The sequence below is a fragment of the Flectobacillus major DSM 103 genome (assembly GCF_000427405.1).
GTDB classification, from domain to species: Bacteria; Bacteroidota; Bacteroidia; order Cytophagales; family Spirosomataceae; genus Flectobacillus; species Flectobacillus major.
On the sequence record NZ_ATXY01000005.1, the window covers coordinates 195,656 to 216,925 of the forward strand.

Below are 21,270 nucleotides of genomic sequence, written 5' to 3' on the forward strand. Positions count from 1 at the left end.
TTAGTGATTAATTACCTGATTATCAAGGCATAAATTCTAGGAGAAACGCCAGTTTGATAGCGTATATGTTTGATTTTCATTACTTTAATTGCTTTTGTATGTATTATATCTTTTTTAAATATACTAAATCTATATACTTAATAGATTAACAAAAACCAATAAACGAAATGAAATCCAAGAAACAACTACTCTCTATTGCTTGTTTGGCCTTATCTACGCTATCCGCCAATGTAGTTAATGCCCAAAGTACCTTTATCAAAGAAGGTGCATGGCGTGGTGTATTCAAAGTAAACGAGGTACAAGTGCCTTTTAATTTTGAAGTGAAGGGCAAGGATGCCGAACATGCCACCTTTACACTCATCAATGGAACAAGAAGAGACGATTTTCACGTTCAGCAAACAGCAAAAGATTCGGTATTTATCAAAATGAATACTTATGACGCTGCATTAGTAGCTAAAATCCATGAAGACGGTACGCTTTCGGGTGTTTACAAAAGTTTAGTTCCTAATTTTAGAGGTAATTTCTTGCCTTTTACCGCCGAATATGGCAAAACTTTCCGATTTGTTGAGCCTGAAAAAGAAATAAAAGCTAATCATAACCTTTCGGGCAAATGGGCTATCAAAATTAGTAGCAAAGAGCCTGTAGCCGACCAAGTGGCTGTTTTTGAACAAAAAGGTAATAAGCTTAAAGGTGTATTCCTGAAGGTAACAGGCGATACTCGTGAGCTGGAAGGTATTGTTCAAGGTGACGAATTTACATTGACAGGGTTTTCTGGCCCTAGTCCATGGCTAATTCGAGGCAAAATCAATCCTGATAAAAGTATCTCGGGCGAAGTTGGTCTTGGAATTTATAACAACGTGAAGTTTGAAGGGGTAAAAGACAAAAAGGCCGAATTGCCCGACCCTTATGCTTTGACGTATTTGAAAGAGGGTTATGAAAAACTAGATTTTACGCTACCAGATTTGAATGGAAAGCCTGTTTCGTTGAGCGATGAAAAATACAAAGGCAAAGTTGTAATTGTAGAAATTGTTGGAACGTGGTGTCCTAACTGCACCGACCAAACACAATTTTTATCGCCTTGGTACAAAGCCAACAAAGACCGTGGTGTAGAGGCAATCGCTGTAGGATTTGAGCAAAAAGATGATTTAGCATACGCCAAATACACTTTAGGTAAGTTAAAAGAGAAATATGATATTCAGTATGATATTCTTTTTGGGGGTATTGCCGACAAAAAAGTAGCTTCCGAAAAATTTGCCGCACTTAACAAAATGATTGCTTTTCCAACTACTATTATTATTGGTCGTGATGGCAAAGTAAAACAAATTCATACAGGATATACAGGCGAAGTAACAGGGAAATATTTTAAGCAATATGTTAAAAAATGGAACAAAGACCTTGATAAACTCATAGCCGAGCCTGTTCCTACTTCGGAAGTAGCTCTTAAATAAATTTTACAGACAACAATTTAATAAACTATTTATGATGAAAAAAGTAACCTTATTATGCACAACACTGTTGGCATTGGCACTAGGTGCAAATGCTGGAAACGATAACGGAAAAGCTGCCGATGCCAACTATACGGTTGATAATCAGGCCAGCAAGCTGGTATGGACGGGCAAAAAAGTAACAGGGGCTCATACTGGGAATATCTCTTTGAGTGCGGGCAATTTAGTAGTGGCCAATAACAAACTCAAAAGTGGCTCTTTTGAAATAGACGTTGCCTCGTTGACCGTCACCGACCTAACCGATAAAGACTATAATGCCAAATTGGTAGGGCATTTGAAGGCCGATGACTTTTTTGCTACCGATAAGTTTCCCAAAGCGAAGTTTGTAACTACCGCCGTAACAGCCAAAGGTGGCGACAACTACGAAATAGCAGGAAAGCTAACGATTAAAGGTATCACTAGCGATGTCAAATTTCCAGCAACTGTAAAAGTTGAGAAAAATAAAGTATCAGCTCAGGCCAAAATTGTAGTAGACCGTACCAAATATGACATTAAGTTCCGTTCAAAAAACTTCTTTGAAAACCTTGGCGACAAAGCTATCGACAACGATTTTGAATTGGATGTTAACTTGGTAGCTCAGGCTGGCACAGCTTCGGCAAAGGCTACAGGTAAGTAACGATTTTGTTATTATGTATTTGTGGGCAGATAAATACATGATTATTAAAGTATTACAAAATTAGGGGTGTACTAAGGTTCTCTCAGGAATTGACACCCCTACCTTATTCAATTGTTAGGCAACATGAAAAAAACACTCTTATTATCGCTACTATTGAGCTTGGCGGCTACTTTTGTTCAAGCACAGGAAATAGATAAAATTGTAACTTGGAAATTCAAATTTGCCAATGATAATTTCAAAGTTGGAGATGAGGTTGAATTGATTTTTGATACAACCATCGAAAAGGGATGGTCGCTTTATTCCTCCGATTTTAAAGGAGACGTTGGCCCACAGCCTACTATATTTCAGTTTTCAGAAAATGGGTCGTTCGAGCTCAGTTCCGATATAAAGCCTATATCGCCCCTCAAAAAAACAGATAGAAATTGGGGAACAGAAATATCTTATTTTACCCAAAAAGCCCAGTTTCGAGCCAAAGTACGAGTGGTAGAATACAACTACGATATTTTTGGCTCAATCAAAGGGCAAGTTTGCCATGACAAAAAAGGCGTTTGTATTCCCTTTGAAAAAACCTTTCAATTTTAAGCCTATTACATTTTAGTTTTTCCAAAATTTTCTAATTATTTAAAGATGAAAAAGTGTTTGAGCATACTTGCGGTGGTGAGTGTTGTATTGATGAGTTTTCAATATGGTATGCAGGAAAACGAACCAACAAACAAAGTAGCATTAGGGGAAAAGTTATTTTTTGACCCTATATTGTCTTCTAAAAAAACACTTAGTTGTGCTTCTTGCCACAAACCAGAACTGGCTTTTGCCGATACCGTTCAGTTTAGTACAGGCGTAGATGGAGCTCCGACCGACAGAAATACCCCCTCTGCTATGAATCTGGCAGGCCGAATCCACTTATTTTGGGATGGTCGCTCCAACTCGCTGGAAGAGCAAGCCATACAACCCATTATTTCACCAATCGAAATGAATCTCCCTATTGAACAGGCCGTAGCACGACTCAATGAGGACAAAGTATATAGTAGAGCGTTCAAGAAAATTTATAAATCACAAGCCACCGAAAAACTTTTGGGTGATGCCTTGGCCGCTTACCAGAAAACACTCGAAACAGCCAATACACCTTACGACCGCTATATCAATGGCGACGACTCGGCCATGAGTGCCGAGGCCATTCGAGGCAGGCTTTTGTTTATTGGTAAAGCTAATTGCTCTAATTGTCACGCTGGCGAAGATTTCACGGCAGATAGGTTCAAGAATATTGGCCTATTCGACGGCAAAAAGCTAAATGATATTGGTCGATTTAAAATAACCAAAGATTCTAGCCATTTGGGGCATTTTAAAGTACCAGGGCTTAGAAATGTGGCCATTACACCGCCGTATATGCACAATGGTATGTTTAAAACCCTCAGAGAGGTTATAGAATATTATAACCAGCCCGATGCCATTGTAAGGAATGGTATCAACCGTGATTTGTCGTTGAGTGCTCCGCTCAACCTAACCAAAAGTGAAATAGCTGATTTAGAGGCTTTTTTAAGGGCTCTTACCGACGATAGATTTTTGAAAAAGTAAATTTTGTGTACAACTTAAATAATTGATTTTTAACTATTTTTCAACAACTAAATCCCAGAACTATGACGAGGCTCATCAAGTTTCATTTGGTCTATCACGACCAATGCCAGTAATCTATTGGCTATTTCTTAAATCTTAACTTAAACCCCTTCGTCCACCTGAGCAAGTTTATGATTGGTTGGTATCTTCTACATTTGTAAAGGTGGACCACTAAACATTCTAAATAGTATTATGAAAAGTAATTTTCTAAAAGGAGCGTGTCAGGTCTCGCTACTTAGTTTGTCGTTGGCAAGTGTATCTTTTGCCACCGAAAAGCCCATCCTGAAAGAAGGAAAATGGCGTGGAGAATTTAAAGTAAATGAAACGCGTGTACCTTTTAATTTTGAAATAAAAGGTAAATCTATCGAATCAGCTACTTTGACTTTACTGAACGGTAGCCGCCGAGATGACTTTCAGGTAAAAACTATTGCAGGCGATAGCATTTTTGTAAAGATGAATACTTATGATGCAGCTTTGGTAGGCAAAATAGATGAAAATGGAGCTTTTAAAGGGGTTTACAAAAGCCTTGTTCCTAACTTCAGAGGCAACTCGCTGCCATTTGTGGCTGAGTATGGCAAAACGTATCGGTTTGTAGAACCTGGCCAAAACCAAAAACCTGTAACCAACGTATCTGGAAAATGGAACGTCAAAATCATTAGTAAAGACCCCAATGCAGCTAATTCGGTAGCTCTTTTAGAACAAAAAGGCAATAAACTTACAGGCGTTTTGATGACCGTTGTAGGCGATACCCGTGAGCTCGAGGGAACAATCCAAGGAAATGAATTTCGTCTTTCAGGTTTTACAGGGCCTAGTCCAGTGGCTATCAGAGGCAAAATCAATGACGATTTAACATCTATTAGCGATGGTGAAATCAGTTTTGGAATTTATGTTACCCAAAAATTTGAAGCCGTAAAAGATAATAAAGCAACATTACCAGACCCTTATAAGTTGACTTTTCTGAAAGAAGGATATAAGAAATTAGATTTTACCTTTCCTGATTTGACAGGTAAGCAGGTTTCATTGAGCGATGACAAATACAAAGGCAAAGTGGTGATTGTAGAAATAATTGGAACATGGTGTCCTAATTGTACCGACCAAACCCGCTTTTTGTCACCTTGGTTCAAGGCCAACAAACACCGTGGTGTCGAAGCTATTGCTATTGGATTTGAACAAAAAGATGATTTGGAATATGCCAAATATACTTTAGGAAAACTTCGTGATTTTTTTGGCATTGAATACGATATTCTTTTTGGAGGAATTGCCGATAAAAAAGTAGCAACCGAAAAACTCGCTGCACTTAACAGAATGGCGGCTTTCCCAACAACCATTATTATCGACAGAAACGGTGATGTTCGTGAAATATACACAGGTTATACAGGTGAAATTACAGGCAAGTATTTTAAAGATTATACCAAGAAATTCAACAAAGTGCTAGATGCCCTTATTGCAGAGCCTAATCCCTACGAAAAGGCTACTATCACAACCGCTAGTCTGAAATAGTATTCATATTTTGTTGATTGCTAAATCCAGTAAGGGATATGGATTTAGCAATCAATATATTCAATCTTCTGTTCATGTAGCCTGCTATTATAGGCTATAAATATCAAGATTTTGGAGAATAGTACTTCTATAAGCCCATGACTTATAGCATGATACTGCTACCTTGATATTTTTTTAAAACTTTCATTTAATGGGCAAAAAAACTACAATTTTATATTTGCTTTTGTCTTTATTCGGCTTGAATCAAGGCTTTTCACAGCAAAAAGTGGTTACTGGAAAAGTAACATCACAAGAAGATAATTCACCACTGATTGGCGTATCGGTGGTTATCAAAGGAACAAACACAGGAACTACAACAACGCCCAACGGAACATTTAGGCTGAATTACCTGAAGGGGTCTACGTTGGTTTTCTCATTTATTGGTTATCAAACCAAAGAAGTACCCATTACATCAGGAAGTGAAATAAACATATCGTTGAGCCCTTCTATAAATACTTTGGGTGAAGTACAGGTTGTGGGGTCACGTAATGCCAATCGTACCAAGCTCGACTCGCCTGTACCAGTCGATGTGGTCAATATCAAGCAATTACAAGAGTCTGCTCCGCAGGTTACTATTACTCAAATATTACAATATGTAGCACCATCGTTTCATTCGGCCGAAAGTAGCGGGGGCGATGCTGCCAGTGCAACCAACTTGGCTCAGCTAAGAGGCTTGTCGGTTGACCAAGTCTTGGTATTGGTCAATGGCAAACGACGACACAAAAGTTCTAATATCAATTTTGGTGGCAATGGCAACGGTTCGACAGGCTATGACCTCAACGCTTTGCCTACGGCTTCGATTGAACGAATTGAGGTGCTTCGTGACGGTGCTGCCGCACAGTATGGCTCAGACGCTATTGCGGGTGTAATCAATATTGTTTTGAAAAAAAATACCGACAATCTATTGGTTAGTACAACAGGGGGCGTAAGGTATTCGGGCGATGGCGAATTTACGAGAAGTAGTATCAATTATGGTTTTAAAACAGGCGAAAATGGAGGCTTCGTCAATTTAACAGCCGAATTTGGTACACAAGGTATTGCCGAGCCTGTAGGTGGTGGCGACAATGGCTTGTACACAGGCCCAATTTATGGTGGTGGTGCTGGTGTTAGAGACTACGATGCCATTTTTACCAAAGAAATAGACGAAGCTATTTTAGCAAAAAGAGGTTTGACCCGAAAATATTTTAACCAAAGGAGTGGTCCCAACCGTCAAAAAGATGCTTTAACGTTCTTCAATGCAGCTTTGCCATTGAGCAACGGAGCCGAATTTTATGCTTTTGGGGGATTGAGTTACCGCAACTCTGAGTTTACAGCCGTACGTCGTCTTCCGGGCTGGGGTACACGCAACAATACATTTATTTATCCAGATGGCTTTTTACCAGCAATTGAACTAGGTATTTTAGACAAATCATTGGCTGTCGGAATTCGTGGAAAAGTACGAGGGTGGTCGGTTGATTTTTCCAATGTATATGGAGGCAATAGCTTTACCAATCGAGTAACACATTCGTTGAATGCAAGTTTGGGTTTGAAAACCCCCAAGAATTTTTTTGCTGGAGCGTATGGAGCAAGCCAAAATACCACTAGCTTAGATTTTAGCCAATATTTTGATAAAGTTTTGCATGGGCTCAATATTGCTTTTGGGGCACAGTATCGAGTAGAAACCTACTATGTAGAAAAAGGTGAACCCAACTCATATATCAAAGCCGACACCCGAACCATTTACGACATAGATACTACTTATCAGGGTATTCCTTATTTACAAGAAGCTGGCCAAACAGCCCTCAATGGTACTGCCGCTGGCTCGCAAATTTACCCTGGGTTTAGGCCAGAAAGCGAAACCAATGTTTCTCGTTCTATTGTATCGGCCTATTTGGATTTAGAAACCAACATTACTCCTAGCTGGACACTTTCAGGAGCATTACGTGTCGAAAACTTCTCAGATTTTGGAAACGTACTAACAGGCAAAGCGGCTACTCGTTATCAGTTTGCTCCTTGGTTAGCTATTCGTGGCTCGGTTAGTTCGGGTTTTCGTGCTCCTGATTTAGCCCAGTTTTATTATACAGCGGTTTCCACTTCGTTTTTGGGTGGGGTTGGGGTCGATATTTTAACGGCCTCTAATGTAAGTGCGGCAGCTCGTGCTTTGGGTATTCCGAGTTTGACACCCGAAAAATCAAGAGGATATACCCTTGGATTTACCTCAAAAGCGAGTCGCAATATTGAACTTTCTATTGATGCTTATTCGATTGATATTGATGATAGAATTGTACAAACAGGTAACTTTAGCTCAAGTGCTGCGAATTTGCCAGCCGACCTAAAAGCTGCCTTTGCTGCTACTGGGGCTAATCAGGCCAATTTCTTTTATAATGCCATCAGCTCTCGAACTCGTGGAATAGATATTACCTCTAGCTATAAGGCCCAAATAGGCAATGGTAATTTTACCTTTATTGCGGCGGCTAATTTTGGCAAAAATGAAATTCGCAAAATCAACACTCCCAAGGGTCTTGAAGCTTTTGTAGATGTAATTGTAAGTCCAACCGAAAAGGTGCGTGTTGAATCGTCTATTCCACAAAGGAAAATTAGTTTGCAAGGATTATATGCTATTGACCGCTGGAATTTCTTGTTGAGAACTGTACATTTTGGCGATGTTAATGTGGCAACCAACTTTGGCGGGGGTAATATTTTCTACCAAAACTTTAGTCCTAAATGGATTACCGATGTGTCGGCAGGATACAAAATTTCACCAACTATACAGGTTACTGCGGGTATAAACAATGTGTTCAACGTATTGGCCGATTATACCGACCAGTTAGTGGCTGGCCGACGTATTGCCACACCAGGAGGGGGGCAATTTGTATCGACAGGTGGTCGTGCATTTGTGCGTTTGGCAGCTACTTTTTAGTTCTTGAGTATTTCATTTAATCTTGGTAATTATGACAATTCATTCAAAATATCTTTGGGGTATTATTTCTATTATTGCTCTTTCTTTGACATCCTGCAAAAAATCATACCTCGATTTTCAGGAAGAAGGCGAACCTCTTTCGGCAAAAATCCGCTTTGTTAATGCACGAAATAATGGTGCTTCAATACACTTTTGGACATACATTACGCGTGTAACAAGTAGTTTAGTAACTCAAAACCAATCCACTAATTATATCAATACTCAGTTTGGTGATGTCCAGATCAGTTTTTCAGAAGGAAGCAATAGTACCTTAAAGGCATCAACTCAGTTTGGCAATGCCGCTACATTTGGAGCGTCGGGTGGCCCCAATGGCCCTATTCCAGATTATTACCACACGGTTTTTGCTATTAGAAAGAAAAACTCGGTAACTAACGATTCCTTGATTTTATTTTATGATGACTTGGTTGCTCCTGCTGCTGGTAAAGCCAAAGTACGATTTGTGCATCTGGCTCCGTTGGTAAGCGATATTAGGGTAAAAGCCAATAGTAATACGTTGTTCAATAGTATTGCTTATGGCCGTGCAGGAAACTCGATTATTGCTGGAACAGGCTTGAGTGCCTATTCGCTTGGGCCATTTGTGAGTGTCGATGCTGGAACTTTACGTTTTGAGCTTACCAAAATTGCCAACGAAAGTAATTTGGCATTAGCTCGACAAGAAATAGCCGTTCAAGAAGGGAAGATTTATACCATTTATCTGAGTGGTGTTACCGACACAGCTCTTACCCTAAATAGCTTTACTCATAACTGATAAAAGGAATAGCATTTTAAACTACTTCATCGATATGAGTGATTCTGAAATTTAACATGAAAACACAAGTCATCCCGAATAATCAATAAATGCCTTAGAGTTGTGTGCTTTTTTTCCAATAAATACTCACAAGAAGGCTTTATTACAAATTATCCCAAAATTCGGGATGACGCATGTTTGTTACTCTTTTAATTCTGTTAAAGCCGCCTGAGCTTTGTTGTCTATTGAGTTTTTGTATTCGTGTTTTTTGTAGGAAATAGCCTTTTCAAACCATCCAATAGCTTTTTTATTATCTTTTCGTTTTTGAAAAATATAGCCCAATTGTAAAGATGAACTTGCTCCAAAATGGGTATCAAGATTACTCGCCAAAGTTACACTTCGTTCAAAAAGTGTAATAGCTTGGTCGGTATCGTTGAGATTTTGTAAAATTTTGCCTTTTCTAAAATTATATTCAGCTTTTTCGATAGTGCTAGTACATACACTTTCTGAAAGGTCGTTAATATATTCTAGGGCTTCTTTATAGTAACCGCCATCGGTAGCAAATCGAGCTTTGATTAAAGCTTTATTAGGTAAACTTTTGGTTTTAGCGTATGTTTCATAAAACTTTTGAGCAGCCTTATCCGACTCTGATAGCTTTTTTCCTACATTATTGATTTGTAATAAATAGCCCTTCGCCTTGTTGTCTTCAACGCCTAGCCAATTGCAAAGAAACAACTTATAGTGAGCATCTTTGATAAAGCTATGCCCTCTAAATTTTTTAAGATAATTGCTATAATATACCTCTGCTTTGTCGTATTGGCCTTTTTGCAAATAAATATCCCCTGTGTACAAATCAAAAATAGGTAATACCAAATACCCTTGTGTAGTAGGAATTTTTTGAAGAATACGCCATGCCTGCTCACTTTTATTATCTTTTTCGGCAATGGCCACACCCAAAAACACAGCCGATAAGCTTTCTGGATTTTTTTGTATGTAGTCGGCTACCTCGTTTCTTACACGGTCGTTGATGGGCAATATATAGCTTTGTACAAATAGTTTATAAAAACGAGCTTCTGTACCAAAAATTTTGTCTTGACTTGCCAATTCTAATTCATGAACACCTTGGTCTATATTACCTTTGAGACCTAATATTTTGGTAATCCAACGATAATTTTCGGGAACAGAGCCAATCAAAACATGTATTACGCCAAGGATTTTGTTGGTAGGAGTAAAAGAAGGGAATAATTTTTTATTTTCTTCCAATAGCTTATAAGCACCAATAACATTCATGCCTGCCTTGGTTTCGTGGCCAAGTTTCATTTGAACCAAAGCCCAGTGAAATTTGATTTCGGCACGAAGCAAGCGATTGTATGGCGATTTTGGGTCAATATCTTCGAGCATATCTAATCGTTCGTCGGCTTTGTCGTATAGGTTATCATAATCACCTTCACTTTCATTGGCATAAACGGTAATCATATCGGCAAGGTCGTCGAGCCAAATTTTGATACCATTATTGGAAGGTTCTTTGGCTAATAGCTGTCGGGCGTGTGGAATCTTGAATTTGGTAACCTCGGTGTAAGCATTCTGCAAACCAGGCGTAAAATCAAACGTTTGAGCTTGGGTAATAGGGCCATAACTAGCCAACCAATACCATACAATGCCTAATAAAATACGGAAAACTTGACCTTTAAGGAGTTGTTGTTGTGTGCTTTGATTCATGTAAATGGATTATCGTTTTGCTAAATTATCCTTGATAATTACCTGACTACTCAGATAAATCTTCTTGTTTTTCTTCTGTTTTTCTTTGAACAAATTAGGATTGCCAATTGCTGTAATAAGTAATATCGTGAATGGCGGAATAAGCCAAATAAATCGAGTGGCAAAAGATGTTATCGTTGTTTTCATCGTGATAAGTAGTTTTTACAAATATATTAAAAATATATAATCTATAGAATTAGTATATTTTATTTTTTGTATTTTCTCTCTTTTTTTAGCTCAAATGAGTTCTATTTATCGTAAAATTGCTATAAATGACATATATCATTTATTAAATTCTTCTTTTAAATACATAAAATTTCTATAATATACATTATTCTTCATTAGTGTATATTATGAAAATAAAGTATATAAAGTTTATAGATTAAGTAGTTTTAATCTTGTAATTTTGTCATATCAACTTAGCTATAGCAATTCATAAGCATGAACATAAGATTTTAGTCAAGTGGCTGAGTGGTTAGGCGAAGGTATGCAAAAGCCTTTAACAGTGGTTCGAGTCCACTCTTGACGCAAATAATTCACAACACTTTAAAGTAAATTGTCAGATGAGCACTAATCAATTAAACTATATACATTTGAATTGGGACAGAAATTTTCCTTTAAAAACCTATAAGAAACCTAATCGTGCTTCTTTATTGAAAGTAGGAGATAGATTTCCAAGTTTGACATTAGATAAAAATGCTTTAATCTTACAGCATATTCCTTATAATTTTGACAACCAACCACCAGTGCATTTACGCAGATTGATGAATCGTAAGCCACTGGTTATTAGTTTTTTGTCGGGAGGATGGAACGGCTATGGCCTAAAACACCTTCAGAAATTAGTAGAAGCGTATCATGAAATATTACATTTTGGCGGAAACTTATTGGTAGTTGTACAAGCTACACAAAAAGAAGTAAAAGAAATGGTTCAGCATTTTGATATTCCTTTCAACCTACTGGCCGACCCTCATAACCAACTAGCAGCACAGCTAGGTTTGTATCAGCCCGAGTTTCCTATCTGGGAACGTATTGCTGGTATTTCGGACGATGTAATTTTGCCTGCTACGTATGTTATTTCGGCAAGTGAAAAAGTAGTGTATGCCTCTGTTGACCACAACTTCGACAAACCTTTTAAGGCTACCGAAATGTTAGCGTCGGTGTTTGGTGCAAGCAAAAATATTCCTGTTGTAATTATGCAAGAACTGGCTGCTTAATGTTGCAATATTAGTCTATAAAAACTATAGAATTTATATTATGAAAGCAATAGAAATACTAACAGACTCATTTTTAGAACAGACTAATCTTGGCGAAAAAATTCTACTTGGATTGGTAGGTACAATAGTAACCATATTGTTAGGTATTTCCGTATTTCTGCTGAGCGATAATTATTTCCATTTGTGCTAAGGTTCAGCCATCTGAAAAGTACAAAATACGCTTGTTTGCAATAATTATATAGCTTATTATCAACAAGTTAGTTTTATCAAAATCTGTAACTTACTTAAAGTAGACTTTAGAAGTAAAGTAAAAATAGTGAATGAAAAAATTGGTTGGTTATCCAAGGCAATTCAACGTAAGAAGGCCATTTCTTACCAAAACTCAATTATAGTGCGATACTAGGAATTCATTGAGATTGTTTTTGGAGAATTGTACTCGACATTGGGTATGTCCTTATGGGCAACCCAATGCCTTGAGTCTTGGAGCATTACACTAAATATATATCAAACAAATCTAAATAAGTTGACCTGATAAAATGCACACTAAATATCTTGCTTTTGCCATACCCTTGTTTCTTGTGCTGATGACATTTGAGTTTTTTATTGCACGCAAACAAGGAAGAAAACTGTACAGTTTTAAGGATACTATTTCAAACCTCAACGTAGGTATTGCCGAAAGGTTGATAGATTGCTTTACGGTAGGGATATTTTATTTTTTCTATGACTATATCCAAAAAAACTGGGGTATTCTTGATATTCAATCGGGCGTTATATCGTGGATAGCCCTTTTATTACTCACCGATTTGTTGTGGTATTGGTATCATCGTTTGGGGCATGAAGTCAATTTGCTTTGGAGCGTACACATTGTACATCACCAAAGCGAAGAGTTTAATTTTACGGTTTCGGCACGTATTACGATATTTCAGGCTGTTGCTCGTACATTTTTCTGGTCTATTTTGCCGATTATTGGTTTTTCGGCCGACATGATTACCATCGTATTGATGATTCATGGTATTTATCCGTTTTTTACTCACACTCGTACAGTAGGTAAATTAGGAATTTTAGAATATATCTTGGTAACACCTTCGCATCACCGTGTGCATCATGCTTGTAACGAGCAATACCTGGATAAAAACTATAGCGATATGTTTATTATCTGGGACAAAATATTTGGCACTTTTGCCGAAGAAGTAGAAGAGCCTGTTTATGGGCTTACCAAACCTATCAAAAGTTATAGTTTTTTGTGGCAGCATTTTCATTTTATGTTAGAATTGCTGTATGCCTGCCGACAAGTGCCTACTTGGAAAGAAAAACTAAAAATACTTTTTGGTAAACCCGAAATCATCGACCCCGAAATAAGAAATACCCTTGAACACCGTTTTTTGGTGAGTGTTAAGGAAGAATCTTCTACAGGACGATTTAAGAATTATGTTACGATTCAGATGATTGTAATTTTGGGTATTTTGTTTGGTGTGATTTATTATCAAGCCCAAATTCCTGTAACGATTCAGGTGCTTATTGCAGTACTTATTTTGCTTACATTGGTAAATTGTGGTGCTTTGCTAGAGCAAAAACGATGGATTTTTTACCTAGAATACAGTCGCTTGTGCCTAACGGTGCTGATTATAGGTATTTATTTTTCAAATACATTTTACTTGAGCCTTATTGTTGGGCTACTAACGGTAATAAGTCTATTTTTCAGAACACTCAACTCGCAGTACTTGAGGCTACTGTATGGTGTTAATTAATTCATATTTAACTAAAGACATAATGGAAAACGTACAACCGCTTGATAAAGATTTAGCTCTTTCTGGAAAATGGACGCTATTAGAAGAAACCCTGATGTGGTCGATTGTAGTAGTGATTTATCTTGGTCTTTCTTTGGTAATAATAGGAAAGCAAGAAATCGTTCACGCTTCGCAGGTAGCCTACAATTGGTTGGGGCAAGACTTTTGGCTGTATGTTGGTGTTGGGCTTGCCGCTCAGTTGGTAGACGGTACACTCGGAATGGCCTATGGTATTACTTCTACATCTTTTTTGTTAGGAATTGGCGTTCCTCCAGCTTTGAGTAGTACAAGTGTACACGTTTCTGAGATGTTTACAACAGGAGCTTCGGCTTTTTCGCATTATAAATTTAAAAATATCAATATCAAGCTTTTCAAAGCTTTACTTTGGGGTGTAGTTGGGGCGGTTACTGGTGCTTATTTACTTGCTGAAATCATCGATGGAAATGTCATAAAACCCTATATATCAGCTTATATGTTTGTGTTGGGGATTGTTATATTGAGAAAAGCTTTTCAGAAAAATATTACAAAAAAGAAAACAAAACAGGTGGGCTTGTTAGCTGTTTTTGGTGGATTCATGGACTCGATAGGCGGGGGAGGCTGGGGGCCTATTGTAACCTCTACTTTATTGGGACAAGGACGTAACCCTCGTTATGCTATTGGTTCGGTCAATGCAGCAGAATTTCTGATAACTTTTTCTAGTGGTATTACTTTTTTGTTATTTGAAGGTGTAAATAGCTGGCAAATTATTTTGGGATTGGTAATAGGGGGCATTATTGCAGCACCTTTTGGTGCTATTCTGATCAACCGAGTACCTCGTCGCCCTTTGATGATTTTGGTGGGTACAGTTGTAATTTTATTAAGTGCCCGTACCATTTTGAGTGCAATATTCTAAATACCATAGAGCAACTATTTTTAAAAATTTGATAATCAATATATTACAACAATATACATCTTTTACTTATTACTAAAAAATCACTGAACAGACACAGCATTGCAGGAAGTAATGCTGTGTTTTGTATATTTATACCGACCCAATACTATAAATATTCACGATTTTTGGCTATTCTAAACACTCCTTCTGGCATACCTTCCTATATTTTGATATTATACAAATATATTTTTGGATAAAAGTATTAAATGGTAAAAAGATTAATTAGTTTTGTGTCAATTTAACACAATTTAATTTACTTACTTCTTAATACCATAATTCAATATGTTTAGCAAAAAATTAGTGGTACTATGTGGGCTTATAACAAGCTTTTTACCAAGTTTTGGTCAGCAACAACCAGCCATAGAATCTATCAAAAGTTTTCCTTTACAGGCTGTTCGTTTGAAAGAAGGGCCTTTTCTGAATGCTCAGAATGTCGATATGAAATATATCCTCGACCTCGATGTAGATAGATTACTTGCTCCTTATCGGATAGACGCAGGTTTGCCACTGAAAGCCGAGCGGTATGGCAATTGGGAGAACTCTGGCTTAGATGGTCATATTGGGGGGCATTATTTATCAGCTTTGGCCTTGATGTACGCTTCTACCAACAACCCTGTATTACTTCAACGCCTAGACTATATGGTAGGTGAGTTAGCTTTGTGTCAGCAAAAAAATGGTGATGGCTACGTAGGAGGTATTCCACAAGGTAAGGTATTTTGGGCAAGAATAGCCAAAGGCGATTTGGACGGTAGCGGTTTTGGGCTTAATAATACGTGGGTTCCTCTATACAATATCCACAAGCTATTTGCGGGCTTGTACGATGCCTATACCATAGCTGGTAACAGGCAGGCCCTTGATGTGTTACTGAATTTGTCCAACTGGTTTGCCAACACTATTCAAAATCTAAGCGACGAACAAATTCAAAAGATGCTGAGAACCGAACATGGCGGTATGAACGAAGTATTTGCTGATATTTATGAAATTACACAGGATAAAAAGTATTTGGATATTGCCCAAAAAATATCGCACCGAGCTATCCTAAATCCTTTGATTGAGCAAAAAGACGCTTTGACGGGTTTACATGCCAATACGCAAATCCCAAAGGTAATTGGTTTTCAGAAAATTGCGTCACTAACCAACAATCCAGACTGGGCAAAAGCTTCTGTTTTTTTCTGGCAAAATGTAAGCCAAAAGCGTAGTGTATCTTTTGGTGGCAATAGTTTTAGAGAGCATTTCAATCCTACCAATGATTTTGGCCCAATGCTTGAATCAAATCAAGGCCCCGAAACCTGCAATTCATACAATATGCTCAAACTGACAAAATCTATCTTCTTGTCAAACCCCCAAGCAAGCTATATTGACTTTTTTGAAAGAACGCTTTTCAACCATATTTTGTCGTCACAACACCCTACACACGGCGGATTTGTCTATTTTACGCCTATTCGTCCTAGGCATTATCGGGTGTATTCTCAGCCACAACAAGGCTTTTGGTGTTGTGTAGGTTCAGGTTTAGAAAATCATGGGAAATACGGTGATTTGATTTACGCTCATTCCGACAACGATGTTTATGTGAATTTATTCATGGCATCTACCCTCAACTGGAAAGAAAAAGGACTCACCTTAACCCAAAACACTCAATTTCCAGCTAGCGAATCTACCGAGCTATCCCTAAAACTGATTCATCCTAAACAATTTACGGTACATATTCGCTATCCAAAATGGGTAAAACCTCAGGCCCTGAAAATTACTATCAATGGCAAAAATATACCTATCAATAATCAGCCTTCTTCTTATGTGGCTTTGACTCGAACCTGGAAATCGGGCGACAAGATAAGGGTAGTTTTACCGATGGAGACTACAGCCGAAGCCCTACCCGATGGCTCGCCTTGGGTGTCATTTTTGCACGGGCCTATTGTATTGGCTGCAGCCACAGATACTACCGACTTAAAAGGTATTTGGGCCAATGATAGTAGAATGGGGCATGAAGCTTCTGGAAAGTTATATCCACTGAATGAAGCTCCTATATTGGTCAGTAATTCAAATAATTATTTGTCTGAAATAAAGCCTATTAGCAAACAAAACCTTAGCTTTTCTTTAGGTAGCTTGGTCTATCCTCAAAAGTATCAAACTTTAAAATTAGTACCTTTTTATCAAATACATGAAGCTCGGTATATGCTGTATTGGCCAGTAATGACACAAGATCAATTGGGTATAAAAATAAAAGAAATTCAGGAACAGGAAAAACTAAAACTTGCATTAGAACAGCAAACCATAGACCAAATTGCCTTGGGGGAACAACAGCCCGAAGCTGACCATAACTTTAGGGGTAATCAAACCAATATGGGAGGTGAGTTAGGCAATTTCTGGAGAAGTACTACCGATTGGATGAGCTATGATCTGAGAAATACAGAACAGAAAGCTCAAAAATTACGATTGCGTTATGCTAGTATCAATAAACCTAGGGTATTTGATATTGTACTGAATAATACTGTATTGCAAACGGTACGCTTGGAAGCCAGCAACATCAAAAAAATCATAGAAGTAGACTATGAATTACCTGCTGATATAAAAAATAGTGTGTCTATAGCCTTAAAAATTGTGGCTAAAAATCAGGAATCAACAGGGCCAATTTATGAAATACGTCTTTTGAAATAAGAAGCTAGTATCAGGATTGTGGGATTTTTAAGATTTACTTATCCCACAATCCTACAAACCCTGATTTCGACGAAATTCCATTGGATTTTGCTGAAATTGCTTCCTAAACAAACGATTGAAATTAGATAAATTTTTAAACCCACACTCGTAGCAAATTTCGAGAATCGATAAGTTTGTTTCACGCAAAAGCCTACGACTTTCATTGAGCCTCATTTCGATAACAAAGCCCAAAAATGTTTTTTGTGTTCTAGATTTGAAATACCTACAAAAAGCAGATGCTGAAAGATGCGATAGAGCAGCCACTTGGGCAATAGATATGTCTTCTCTGAAATGCTGTAACGTATAGTCAAGTACACTATTCATTTTGACACTATCATTGATATTTATGCCACTAATTATACTAGGTGAAATAGGCTGTAGTTCGTCGCAATTAGAAAGAAGCATGAAGATTTCAAAAAGCTTATAAAGCCTCCCTATATTGTTAATTTCTAGCATTTCTATCATAATTTGCCTGATATGCTCGTGGGTTTTTCCCAAAACCAATAGGCCATTTTTAGATAATACCAAAATCTTTTTCATAGTAACCATTTCAGGACTATTGAAAAAATCTTTTCCCAAAAAATCTTCCGAAAATTGGATGACAATCGAACTGGGCTTTTGTTGGGCATACGCCTGATAAAATGAGTCATCTGCCTTGAATAAGTGAGGTATATTTTTCCCGATAAAGGCAATTTCGCCTTCCTGATAATCAGAAAAACTATTCCCAATAAATTTTTTACCGAAACCTCTTTCACAAAATACCAATTCATATTCTTCATGAAAATGCCAAGGTGTTTCAAAATAAGGCGACTCATAACGTTTGACAATAAACGAACTTCCTGCCGTAAGTGGAAGCTTCTGGAATACCGCATTTTTATGTGCTATCAAATTGGTCAAAATAGTATCGGTTAAAGTTGATTTGTGGTGGAAATATAGTATATAAAATAGGTTATTTGTGAAATAAATAATATTAAATATACAAAATTGATATAATACTGACTAGTGTATTTCAACAACTATCTCCACATTTTACCATTAAGCCAATGAAAATTGCCATGTTAGGGTCTGGGTTTATTGCCCGTTTTTATGCAAGTTCTTTACATTCACAAAGACGAAAAGATTTTATTTATAGCGTATATTCTCGCAATATTGATAAAGCCAAGCGTTTTGCCGATGACTTTCATTTACAGCACTTTACCGACAATATGGAAGAAGCCATTGGCCATCCTGAAGTAGATGTTGTACTCATTTCGTTGCCCAATCATTTACACGAAATTGCAGTAGAGCTTTGTGCCAAAGCTAAGAAGCACGTGCTTTGTACAAAACCTCTTGGCCGAACAGCCGCCGAGGCAGAACGAATGCTACATTTGGTAGAAGAAGCTGGAATCTTTGGAGGGTATCTCGAAGACCTATGTTATACTCCAAAATTCTTGAAGTCGCTGGTGAGTATACAACAAGGAAATATAGGTCGGGTGCTTTGGACTAAATCAAGGGAAACTCACCCTGGCCCTCATAGCGATTGGTTTTGGGACAAAGAAAAATCGGGTGGTGGAGCTATCATAGATTTGGCCTGTCATTGCGTAGAAATTGGTCGAAATTTTATTGGAAAAGACATCAAACCCGTAGAAGTAATGTGTTGGGCAGATACCCAAGTGCATCCTATAGAAGCCGAAGACCATGCCATAGGTTTGGTAAAATACGAAAATGGAGCAATCGGGCAGTTTGAAGTAAGTTGGAGCTTTAGGGGTGGTATGGATCTGCGTGATGAGGTAGTTGGTACTGAGGGTTCTATTTGGCTAAATAATTTTTTACGAACTGGCTTTGAGGTATTTAGCACGGGTAATGGTGCAGGATATGTAGCCGAAAAAGCCGAAATAAACAAAGGTTGGTTATTTCCTGTAGGCGACGAAGCCCATGAGTTGGGCTATCCCAACATGTTTACAGATATGTTTGACGCTATCGAAAATCAACGCCAGCCTCAAGAAACTTTTTATGACGGCTATGTAGTAAATGCTATTTTGGATGCTGCCTTTGTATCGGCCAAAACCAAACAGTGGGAGGCCGTAAAATTACCAATCTGGCGAGGGTTAGTAGGGCAAACTCCTCCCTCGGTTTATAAAGAATACGACGCCGACCATTGGCTTATCAAAGAAGAATTATTGCCTAATGGCGACAAAAAAGTGATTTTGAAGAAAAAAACTAATGGCGAGGTAATTGAAATCGAAACACTTTCAAATTTGTGATATATCATGACAAAACCCACCTTGACCCCAGCACAAATAGAACAGTATCACTGCGATGGATACTTGATTCTAAGGCATTTCTTTCAGGCCGAAGAAGTGTCCAAACTCTATAATATTGCCATTGAGGATGAGGTAATTAGCAAAAATGCTATGAGTGTCAATGATAGCTCAGGCAAACGAAGCAAGCTTTCGTTATGGTACAAACCTGGCAATGACATTTATGGCTTACTAACAAGAAGTGAAAGCTTGGTAAAGGCGGTCAACTATTTGCTCGATGGCGATGCGGCTGTATGTCATTTTCATTCAAAGCTCATGCAAAAAGAACCAAAAGTAGGAGGGGCTTGGGAATGGCATCAAGATTACGGATATTGGTATAAAAACGAATTTATTTTACCCAATCAAATGATGTCTGTGATGGTGGCTATTACCCAAGCTAACCCCGAAAATGGTTGTTTGCAGGTTATCAAAGGCTCGCATAAAATGGGACGGGTAGAGCATGGTTTTTCGGGCGAGCAGGTAGGGGCTTCTCAGCGATATGTTGACTTGGCACTAAAAACAATGGATTTGGTATATGTTGAACTAGAGGCGGGCGATGTACTTTTTTTCCATAGTAATTTATTACATCGCTCAGAAGCCAACCTTTCCGATAAAGCTCGGTGGTCATTAATTTCATGTTATAATCGAGCTTCTAATATTGGGTATAATGCCTCTACGGCTTCTATTTCAAGTATTACTCCTATCGACCTCGTTCCTGACGAAGCCCTACTTACTTGGCATACAGCAGGGCTCAGCGAAGAGGTAGCAGATTTTTTGGTAAAAGAAGCCGATATTGCCCTCAAATAAACAACTTCCTAATATTGCTATTTATGGTGCCACAATTTTATGCTCCACTTTGGGGCAATACACTGCCCTTTGAGAGTTTTTGTAACAATGTAAAAAATGCAGGATACACAGGTGTAGAAATGCACTTACCTTTTGAACAACAAGAAAAGCGAAAAATCTTATCAATTTTGCATGATTTTGAACTTCAATTGATTGGACAATACTGGCAATCGCATGAAAAAAATATTGATGCCCACGCTACAACTTTTGAGCAATATTTAAGGCATCTTATTGAAGCTCGTCCTATTTTTATTAATAGTCAAACAGGGAAAGACTATTTTACTTTTGAGCAAAATAAGCGTTTATTCGATATTGCTCGTCGGTTAAGTCAAGAAACAGGTATTGCCATTATCCATGAAACGCATCGAGGAAAATGCCTTTTTGCTGCTCCTGTGGCTTATCAATACCTCTCTAAAATACCTGATTTACGGATTTGCCTAGATATTTCGCACTGGTGCAATGTCCATGAATCTCTTTTAGCCGACCAGCAGGAATACACCGATTTGGCTATTGCTCATACGCATCATATTCATAGCCGAGTAGGACATCCAGAAGGGCCACAAGTCAATGACCCTAGAGCCCCCGAATGGTCTGAAACACTACAAGCTCATTTGTCTTGGTGGGACAAGGTTGTTGATATTCATCGAAAAAAAGGCACTCAACTCACTATTACCACCGAATTTGGGCCAGCCACTTATATGCCTGTATTGCCCTATACCCAAATGCCCGTAGCTAATCAGTGGGAAATCAATGTATATATGATGAACCTTCTCAAAGAAAGGTACAAAACATAATATGTTTATA

General features: G+C 38.0%; 17 protein-coding genes and 1 tRNA gene. 15 read left to right on the forward strand and 3 right to left on the reverse strand.

The window, feature by feature from the left end; genetic code table 11:
* The first annotated feature begins 167 nt into the window (after positions 1-167).
* The 7 genes from FLEMA_RS0101870 to FLEMA_RS0101900 all read left to right on the forward strand — a co-directional run bounded on the left by FLEMA_RS0101870 (position 168) and on the right by FLEMA_RS0101900 (position 8,978).
* Entirely contained in the window at positions 168-1,448 is a 1,281-nt protein-coding gene (locus FLEMA_RS0101870; protein ID WP_026993988.1) for a peroxiredoxin family protein, read from the forward strand.
* Positions 1,449-1,479: 31 nt separating this feature from the next.
* Positions 1,480-2,121: a YceI family protein gene (locus FLEMA_RS67195; RefSeq protein ID WP_229359328.1), complete on the forward strand. Its 642-nt coding sequence runs from the start codon at positions 1,480-1,482 to the stop codon at positions 2,119-2,121.
* Positions 2,122-2,244: 123 nt separating this feature from the next.
* Complete coding sequence (locus FLEMA_RS0101880; RefSeq protein WP_026993989.1) at positions 2,245-2,703, forward strand: protein-disulfide reductase DsbD domain-containing protein; 459 nt, start codon at positions 2,245-2,247, stop codon at positions 2,701-2,703.
* A 45-nt stretch (positions 2,704-2,748) separates the two neighbouring features.
* On the forward strand, positions 2,749-3,693 hold the full coding sequence (locus FLEMA_RS0101885; RefSeq protein WP_026993990.1) for a cytochrome-c peroxidase: 945 nt from the start codon (positions 2,749-2,751) through the stop codon (positions 3,691-3,693).
* 231 nt (positions 3,694-3,924) lie between these two features.
* Entirely contained in the window at positions 3,925-5,232 is a 1,308-nt protein-coding gene (locus tag FLEMA_RS67200) for a peroxiredoxin family protein (protein ID WP_052353911.1), read from the forward strand.
* 190 nt (positions 5,233-5,422) lie between these two features.
* The gene (locus tag FLEMA_RS67205; RefSeq protein WP_044170503.1) at positions 5,423-8,170 is read left to right on the forward strand and encodes a TonB-dependent receptor; all 2,748 of its coding nucleotides are present in this window, start codon (positions 5,423-5,425) and stop codon (positions 8,168-8,170) included.
* 31 nt (positions 8,171-8,201) lie between these two features.
* Positions 8,202-8,978: a DUF4397 domain-containing protein gene (locus FLEMA_RS0101900; protein ID WP_026993991.1), complete on the forward strand. Its 777-nt coding sequence runs from the start codon at positions 8,202-8,204 to the stop codon at positions 8,976-8,978.
* A 180-nt stretch (positions 8,979-9,158) separates the two neighbouring features.
* On the opposite strand, the gene FLEMA_RS0101905 is transcribed toward FLEMA_RS0101900, so the two are convergent.
* A complete protein-coding gene (locus FLEMA_RS0101905; RefSeq protein ID WP_052353912.1) occupies positions 9,159-10,676 on the reverse strand; it encodes a tetratricopeptide repeat protein in 1,518 nt (505 codons plus the stop codon).
* Between the two features lie 9 nt (positions 10,677-10,685).
* Positions 10,686-10,862 carry a hypothetical protein gene (locus tag FLEMA_RS76890; RefSeq protein ID WP_159102647.1) on the reverse strand — a complete coding sequence of 59 codons (177 nt, stop codon included), beginning with the start codon at positions 10,860-10,862 and terminating at the stop codon, positions 10,686-10,688.
* Positions 10,863-11,172: 310 nt separating this feature from the next.
* On the opposite strand from FLEMA_RS76890, the gene FLEMA_RS0101915 reads away from it, so the two are divergent.
* The 5 genes from FLEMA_RS0101915 to FLEMA_RS0101935 all read left to right on the forward strand — a co-directional run bounded on the left by FLEMA_RS0101915 (position 11,173) and on the right by FLEMA_RS0101935 (position 17,302).
* A tRNA-Cys gene (locus FLEMA_RS0101915) sits at positions 11,173-11,244 on the forward strand.
* A gap of 34 nt (positions 11,245-11,278) precedes the next feature.
* A complete protein-coding gene (locus FLEMA_RS0101920) occupies positions 11,279-11,929 on the forward strand; it encodes a redoxin domain-containing protein (RefSeq protein WP_026993993.1) in 651 nt (216 codons plus the stop codon).
* 536 nt (positions 11,930-12,465) lie between these two features.
* Complete coding sequence (locus tag FLEMA_RS0101925) at positions 12,466-13,677, forward strand: sterol desaturase family protein (protein WP_026993994.1); 1,212 nt, start codon at positions 12,466-12,468, stop codon at positions 13,675-13,677.
* 22 nt (positions 13,678-13,699) lie between these two features.
* Positions 13,700-14,608 carry a sulfite exporter TauE/SafE family protein gene (locus FLEMA_RS0101930; protein WP_026993995.1) on the forward strand — a complete coding sequence of 303 codons (909 nt, stop codon included), beginning with the start codon at positions 13,700-13,702 and terminating at the stop codon, positions 14,606-14,608.
* A 321-nt stretch (positions 14,609-14,929) separates the two neighbouring features.
* A complete protein-coding gene (locus tag FLEMA_RS0101935) occupies positions 14,930-17,302 on the forward strand; it encodes a glycoside hydrolase family 127 protein (RefSeq protein ID WP_026993996.1) in 2,373 nt (790 codons plus the stop codon).
* Positions 17,303-17,353: 51 nt separating this feature from the next.
* Here the strand turns inward: FLEMA_RS0101935 and FLEMA_RS0101940 are convergent, their stop codons facing one another.
* The gene (locus tag FLEMA_RS0101940; protein ID WP_229359330.1) at positions 17,354-18,238 is read right to left on the reverse strand and encodes an AraC family transcriptional regulator; all 885 of its coding nucleotides are present in this window, start codon (positions 18,236-18,238) and stop codon (positions 17,354-17,356) included.
* Between the two features lie 146 nt (positions 18,239-18,384).
* Between FLEMA_RS0101940 and FLEMA_RS0101945 the strand changes: the two genes are divergently transcribed.
* From FLEMA_RS0101945 to FLEMA_RS0101955, 3 genes are read left to right on the forward strand one after another with little or no spacing between them, the layout of a single operon-like run.
* Positions 18,385-19,584, forward strand: a complete 1,200-nt coding sequence (locus tag FLEMA_RS0101945) for a Gfo/Idh/MocA family protein (RefSeq protein ID WP_026993998.1) — start codon at positions 18,385-18,387, stop codon at positions 19,582-19,584.
* Positions 19,585-19,590: 6 nt separating this feature from the next.
* Positions 19,591-20,427, forward strand: coding sequence for a phytanoyl-CoA dioxygenase family protein (locus tag FLEMA_RS0101950; protein WP_026993999.1), 837 nt, complete (start codon positions 19,591-19,593; stop codon positions 20,425-20,427).
* 23 nt (positions 20,428-20,450) lie between these two features.
* Complete coding sequence (locus FLEMA_RS0101955; protein WP_026994000.1) at positions 20,451-21,260, forward strand: sugar phosphate isomerase/epimerase family protein; 810 nt, start codon at positions 20,451-20,453, stop codon at positions 21,258-21,260.
* The last annotated feature ends 10 nt before the right edge of the window (positions 21,261-21,270 follow it).